Source organism: uncultured Coprobacter sp., assembly GCF_947855755.1.
Classification (GTDB): Bacteria; Bacteroidota; Bacteroidia; order Bacteroidales; family Coprobacteraceae; genus Coprobacter.
In genome coordinates, this window is the sequence record NZ_CANUAR010000050.1 from 1 (window position 1) to 6,193 (window position 6,193).

General features: G+C 35.0%; 5 protein-coding genes. 4 read left to right on the forward strand and 1 reads right to left on the reverse strand.

Annotated elements, in window-relative coordinates; translation table 11 throughout:
* Nucleotides 1-401 precede the first annotated feature (401 nt).
* Nucleotides 402-956, reverse strand: a complete 555-nt coding sequence (locus Q0093_RS14605) for a DJ-1/PfpI family protein (RefSeq protein ID WP_297931948.1) — start codon at nucleotides 954-956, stop codon at nucleotides 402-404.
* 192 nt (nucleotides 957-1,148) lie between these two features.
* Between Q0093_RS14605 and sppA the strand changes: the two genes are divergently transcribed.
* From sppA to thiL, 4 genes are all read left to right on the forward strand, one after another.
* The gene (gene sppA, locus Q0093_RS14610; protein ID WP_297931950.1) at nucleotides 1,149-2,897 is read left to right on the forward strand and encodes a signal peptide peptidase SppA; all 1,749 of its coding nucleotides are present in this window, start codon (nucleotides 1,149-1,151) and stop codon (nucleotides 2,895-2,897) included.
* Nucleotides 2,898-2,925: 28 nt separating this feature from the next.
* Nucleotides 2,926-4,044, forward strand: coding sequence for a tetraacyldisaccharide 4'-kinase (gene lpxK / locus Q0093_RS14615; RefSeq protein WP_297931952.1), 1,119 nt, complete (start codon nucleotides 2,926-2,928; stop codon nucleotides 4,042-4,044).
* 104 nt (nucleotides 4,045-4,148) lie between these two features.
* The gene (locus tag Q0093_RS14620; RefSeq protein WP_278715827.1) at nucleotides 4,149-4,961 is read left to right on the forward strand and encodes a purine-nucleoside phosphorylase; all 813 of its coding nucleotides are present in this window, start codon (nucleotides 4,149-4,151) and stop codon (nucleotides 4,959-4,961) included.
* A 72-nt stretch (nucleotides 4,962-5,033) separates the two neighbouring features.
* Complete coding sequence (gene thiL / locus Q0093_RS14625; protein WP_297305114.1) at nucleotides 5,034-6,077, forward strand: thiamine-phosphate kinase; 1,044 nt, start codon at nucleotides 5,034-5,036, stop codon at nucleotides 6,075-6,077.
* The last annotated feature ends 116 nt before the right edge of the window (nucleotides 6,078-6,193 follow it).

Here is a 6,193-nt window from a genome sequence, read left to right on the forward strand (position 1 = left end):
GGACTGCAAATATAAGGTTCTTTTTTTATATATCAAAAAAATCTCTTGACCTTTTTATTACTACAGCCCCTCTCTCCCGAAAAGCGTGTGCAAAAGTAATCCCTTTCTTATTCCCCTCCAAATTTTTTATGACATTTTTTTAAATATTTCTACTAAATAGATGCAAACATGCAGATTTACAACAATTTATTTATAAAAAAAATTACAGGCCTAACTTTAGAAAAATGTATAAAGTTAGAGCCTGCTTAAATTTTACTTAAACATTTTCGAAAATATTTCTCCATCTCGATAAGGAGCAAGCTAGCTACATGAGGCAAAAAAACTAAAAAAGGTCGAAAAGTATTTCTAAAGGACTAAATAAATACCTTATAACAGACAATTTTTAAACAAATTGCAAATAACTACCCAACAATCAGCAACAATTCTTTAGAGACCTCATCGGCAACATCTTTACCTTTTAACATAGAAACTATACCGATAGCAAATTTCAAAGAGTCAGCCGCTCCACGCCCAGTAATAACATTATCCTGAATTTCGATCGGAAGCCCCGTATAAGTAGCCCCCTGCAAAAAGTTCATGTATGCAGGAAGTGCTGTCGCATTCTTTTCATTCAAAATACCCAGTTCTCCTAATATAGCAGGTGATTCTCCGATAGCTGCAATATAACGTCCTTGATTATAATGTTCCAAAATATCCATTTTTAAAGAATCATTCATAAAAAGATCTTTTGTACTACCAATTCCTCCGGGCAAAATAAAAAATTCAGAGTTATCCCATTTTGTTTTAGAATACAGGACATCCGCCATTAATGTAATGCCATGCTCACCGATTACAGTCCGATCCTCTCCCATTGAAACTATTTTTAAATCTATTTTTGCACGACGTAGAATATCAATAATCGTAATTGCTTCAATTTCTTCAAAGCCATTAGAAAGAAATAAATAAGATGTTTTCATAACAATTATATATTATAGATTTATACTGCTTTTAGAACAACCAAAGAGAAATGTTTGTTCTATATAAAAATTTTAAGAAAGGTATAAAGTCATCCATTTCATAATGGAAAATATTCTTTTAACAAAAAAAGCCTTATATTTGCTTGGAAATCTTATATTTCTTGTTTTTTACAACAAAAATGAATACTTAATATGAAAAGTTTTTTCAAAACGACATTCGCCTGTGTATTAGGTGTTTTCATTGCCGGAATATTATTATTCTGGCTTTTTGTCGGTTCTGTTATAAGTTTTGCGACTATTTCAACAACTCCGAGCTATACTTCTAAAGAGAATACCATTTTAAGATTAAAATTAGAAGGAGAACTCACCGAACGAGCGAAAGATGATCCTCTAAATATTTTAAATTCAGGGGAGTATATTCCGAAATCAGGGCTAGACGAAATACTAAAAGCTATTCAGATAGCAAAATGGGATAATAATATCACTGGTATTTATTTGGATATTTCAAATTTTATCGGAGGTTATGCTTCTATCGAAGAAATACGTAATGCTCTATTCGATTTCAAAAAAAGCGGTAAATTTATTGTGGCGTATGCCGATATGTACACCCAAAGAGAATATTATTTAGCAACTGTAGCCGACTGGGTGTTCATGAACACAATTGGAATGCTGGATTTTAGAGGATTAAGCACCAATCCTACCTTCTATAAAAATATACTCGATAAAATAGGGGTTGAAATGCAAGTATTTCGTGTAGGGACTTACAAATCTGCCGTAGAGCCTTATATAACCACTCAAATGAGTGAAGCAAATCGAAAACAAACCGAATCATACTTAAACTCGATATGGGAAACTATTATCTCTGACATCGCAGAAGAGCGTCAAATAGAAAAATACATACTGAACGATTATGCCGACTCATTAGTTTCTTTACAAGAGCCTCAATGGGTACAGGAAACCAAACTTGTAGATTCTTTATTATACCGTCCGGAAGTAGAATCTTTTTTAACGCAGCTTTGCGGTGTCGAAAATATTAATGATATTAATTGGGCATCTCCAACAGATATTGTATCTACAACTAAAAAAGCCAGATCAAAAGACCGGATTGCCATAGTATATGCAGTAGGTAGTATAGACGGAATATCTTCGAACGGCATTATATCTGACAAACTGGTACGAACTCTAAAAGAAGTTCAAGACGACGAGTCTGTAAAAGGAGTTGTACTTAGAGTAAATTCTCCCGGAGGAAGCGCTTTTGGATCTGAACAGATCTGGCATGCAGTAAAGCAGTTGAAACAAATAAAACCAGTTGCCGTATCGATGGGAGATTATGCAGCATCTGGCGGTTATTATTTATCTTGCGGAGCAGATCGTATTTTTGCAAATCCTGCAACACTAACCGGTTCAATAGGTATATTCGGACTCGTTCCTAATGCACAAAAATTGCTTTCAGAGAAAATCGGATTATCATTCGACGAAGTAAAAACAAACAGATACGGAGCTTTTCCAACCATAGAGCGTCCCATGACAGCCGATGAAAAACAAAAAATGCAAACATATATAAATCGCGGTTACGACCTTTTTGTAAAACGTTGTGCCCAAGGACGAAAAATGTCGGTCGATCAAATAAAAAATATTGCTGAAGGACGGGTATGGAGCGGGAAAGATGCTTTAAAAATAGGATTAATAGACGAACTCGGCGATATGCAAAAAGCAACCGAATGGATTGCAAAAGAATGTAACATAACAGATTATGAAGTTACTGAATATCCAAAGAAAAAAAGTTTTTATGAAGAACTGATGAATGAACTCAGAAATGGAGTTTCACAATCTTTTATGCGATTATTTTTAGGTGACGAGTATCATCATCGAAAAATATTGGAACAAATAAAGCAGATCGACCCGATTCAAGCTCAAATGGAAAATATAGAAATAGAATAACAAACATAATTAAAGCTCATAAAGAATGCTGGAGGAGGAAAATGTAAAACTATATAAGTGGTTATCTCCGTTTTCCCTCATTTACGGATTAGGAGTAAGATTGAGAAATAAACTTTTCGATTGGGATATTTTACGTAGCAAAAGTTACGATATACCTATCTTATCTGTAGGAAATATTACAGTAGGAGGTACAGGTAAAACACCGCATATCGAATATTTAATACGATTATTAATGTCTTCGTATCGTATCGCGATTTTAAGTCGAGGATATAAAAGAAAAACCAGAGGATTCATTTTAGCAAACAATTCTTCTACAGCGAGAGAAATCGGAGACGAACCTTTTCAAATAAAACATAAGTTTCCCGAAATCGTAGTAGCCGTAGATAGTAACCGTCGAAGAGGTATAGAAAAACTAATGCAACTTACTCCTGAAATAGATGTCATTTTATTAGATGACGCTTTCCAGCATAGATATGTGACACCCTCTACATCTATTTTACTATCTGATTTCAACCGGATGATCTATGAAGATAAACTCCTTCCATACGGAAGATTAAGAGAACCGATAGGAGAAAAATCTCGTGCACAAATCGTTATTGTAACCAAATGCCCCAAAGATATAAAACCCATCGATTTCAGAATTATTTCGAAACGCCTGCAATTATATCCATATCAACGATTATATTTTACCGGATTATGTTACGATGAATTAATGCCTGTATTTCCTGATGAAATTCAAAACCCTATATCTATGACAAGTATAGGAAAAGATAAAGCTTTATTGATCTCTGGAATTGCTTCACCTCAACCATTCATACAATATATTCAAAATTTTGTATCTAAGACAGAGAGTTTATGTTTCCCGGATCATCATAGCTTTAGTGCAAAAGACATAGAAAAGATTCGGAACAAAGCATTAAAAATGAAGAATGGCAATACTTTGCCTCATATAATCGTAACAGAAAAAGATGCAGCCAGACTCATTCATAATTCTCATTTAACGAATGAAATAAAACAAAATCTATATTATCTGCCCCTTAAAATATGTTTTTTACAAGATCAAGGTACTGCTTTTGATGCACAGATAAAAGATATTATCATCAAAAATAGAAAAAACTATATTCCCAAAACAATAAAAATGTCCTAATTAAAAGGTCTGCAACAGTAGTGTTTTAGAGAAATAAGAATCCTTATTCAAAGTTTTTTGCTATATTTGTTATCAAATAAATTATCTAAAAAACCGAATTAGCTATGATTGAAAAAATTAAAGAAACCGCAGCATTTATTAAAGAACGGTTTCCAATTATTCCCGAAACAGCAATTATATTGGGTACAGGTTTAGGCGAACTAGTAAACCACATTACCGATCAGAAAGAACTGGCATACAAAGATATTCCTAATTTTCCGATCTCTACGGTAGAAGGACACAGCGGAAAGCTCATTTTCGGAAAACTAGGCACTAAAGACGTCATGGCAATGCAAGGCCGATTCCATTTTTATGAAGGTTACGATATGAAGCAAGTTACTTTCCCGGTACGCGTCATGAAACAATTAGGGGTAAAAACTTTGTTTGTTTCAAATGCTGCCGGAGGAATGAATCCGACTTTTAAAGTAGGAGATTTGATGGTGATACGTGATCATATCAACTTATTCCCAGAACACCCGTTACATGGGAAAAATTATAATGAGCTCGGTCCTCGATTCCCGGATATGAGTGAAGCTTACTCTAAACGACTCATTAAAAAAGCTTTTGAGATTGCAGAAAAAAATAACATATATTTGCAACAAGGTGTATATGTAGGAACACAAGGCCCTACTTTCGAAACCCCTGCAGAATACAAGTATTTTAAAATCATAGGTGGCGATGCTGTCGGAATGTCTACTGTTCCGGAAGTAATCGTTGCCCGTCATGGCGATATGGAAGTATTTGCAATATCAGTCATTACCGATCTCGGAGTTGAAGGTATTGTAGAGAAAGCTTCTCACGAAGAAGTACAAAAAGCTGCAGCTCTGGCTCAGCCTAAAATGACATTGATAATGAAAGAACTCGTAGAACAGTTCTAAAAGGTATATCTAACAAAATGCGGAGTCTTTATCTGTAAAGCACTCCGCATTTTGCTAATCAATTTAAATAAAATGGAAAAATTCAAACGTACAGAAATAGCATCTCTTGGTGAATTTGGACTTATCGACCATTTAACCAAACATGTAGAAATAAAAAATGACTCTACGCTAAAAGGGATCGGGGATGATGCTGCCATACTCGACTATAAAGAAAAACAAGTATTGGTAACTACCGATCTGCTACTTGAAGGTATCCACTTCGACTTAACCTATGTTCCTCTAAAACATTTAGGATATAAATCTGCCGTTGTCAATTTTTCAGATATTTATGCAATGAACGGACAACCGAAACAAATTACGGTTTCCTTAGGCATTTCAAAACGTTTCTCGGTTGAAGACTTAGAACAATTATATGCCGGCATTCAACTTGCTTGCGATGTTTATCATGTAGATCTAATCGGAGGAGATACTTCTGCTTCTCTCACCGGATTAGCAATTAGCATTACTTGCATAGGTGAAGCAACTCAAGAAAAAATCGTATATAGAAATGGAGCTAAAGAAAATGATCTGATCTGTGTTAGTGGAGATCTGGGTGCTGCTTACATGGGGTTACAATTGCTCGAACGAGAAAAAAAGGTTTTTGCTGGAGAAAAAAACTTCCAACCCGCTTTTGAAGGTAGAGAATATCTTCTTGAAAGACAATTAAAACCGGAAGCTCGTAAAGATATTATCGAAGAACTGGCAAAACGGAATATTGTGCCAACAGCAATGATGGATATTTCGGACGGACTCTCTTCTGAATTACTGCATATATGCAAACAAAGTCATACCGGATGTCGCATTTACGAAGATCGAATCCCCATAGATTACCAAACAGCCGTTATGGCAGAAGAATTTAATATGAGTCTCATTACTGCCGCTCTCAATGGTGGAGAGGATTATGAACTGTTGTTTACCGTACCATTGACTAAACATGATGACATTTCAGCTCTTCCGGGTATTCGTATTATAGGTCATATTACAGCACCTTCTCTTGGGGCTTACATGATTACCAGAGATGGTACTGAAATAGAATTAAAAGCTCAAGGTTGGAACTCTCTCAGCAAAGAAAACTAAAATATATCCAATAAAATGTTGTGCAAATATAAAATTATTCATATCTTTGCACACGCAAAAACGATGGTGCCATAGCTCAGTTGGTAGAGCAAAGGACTGAAAATCCTTGTGTCCCC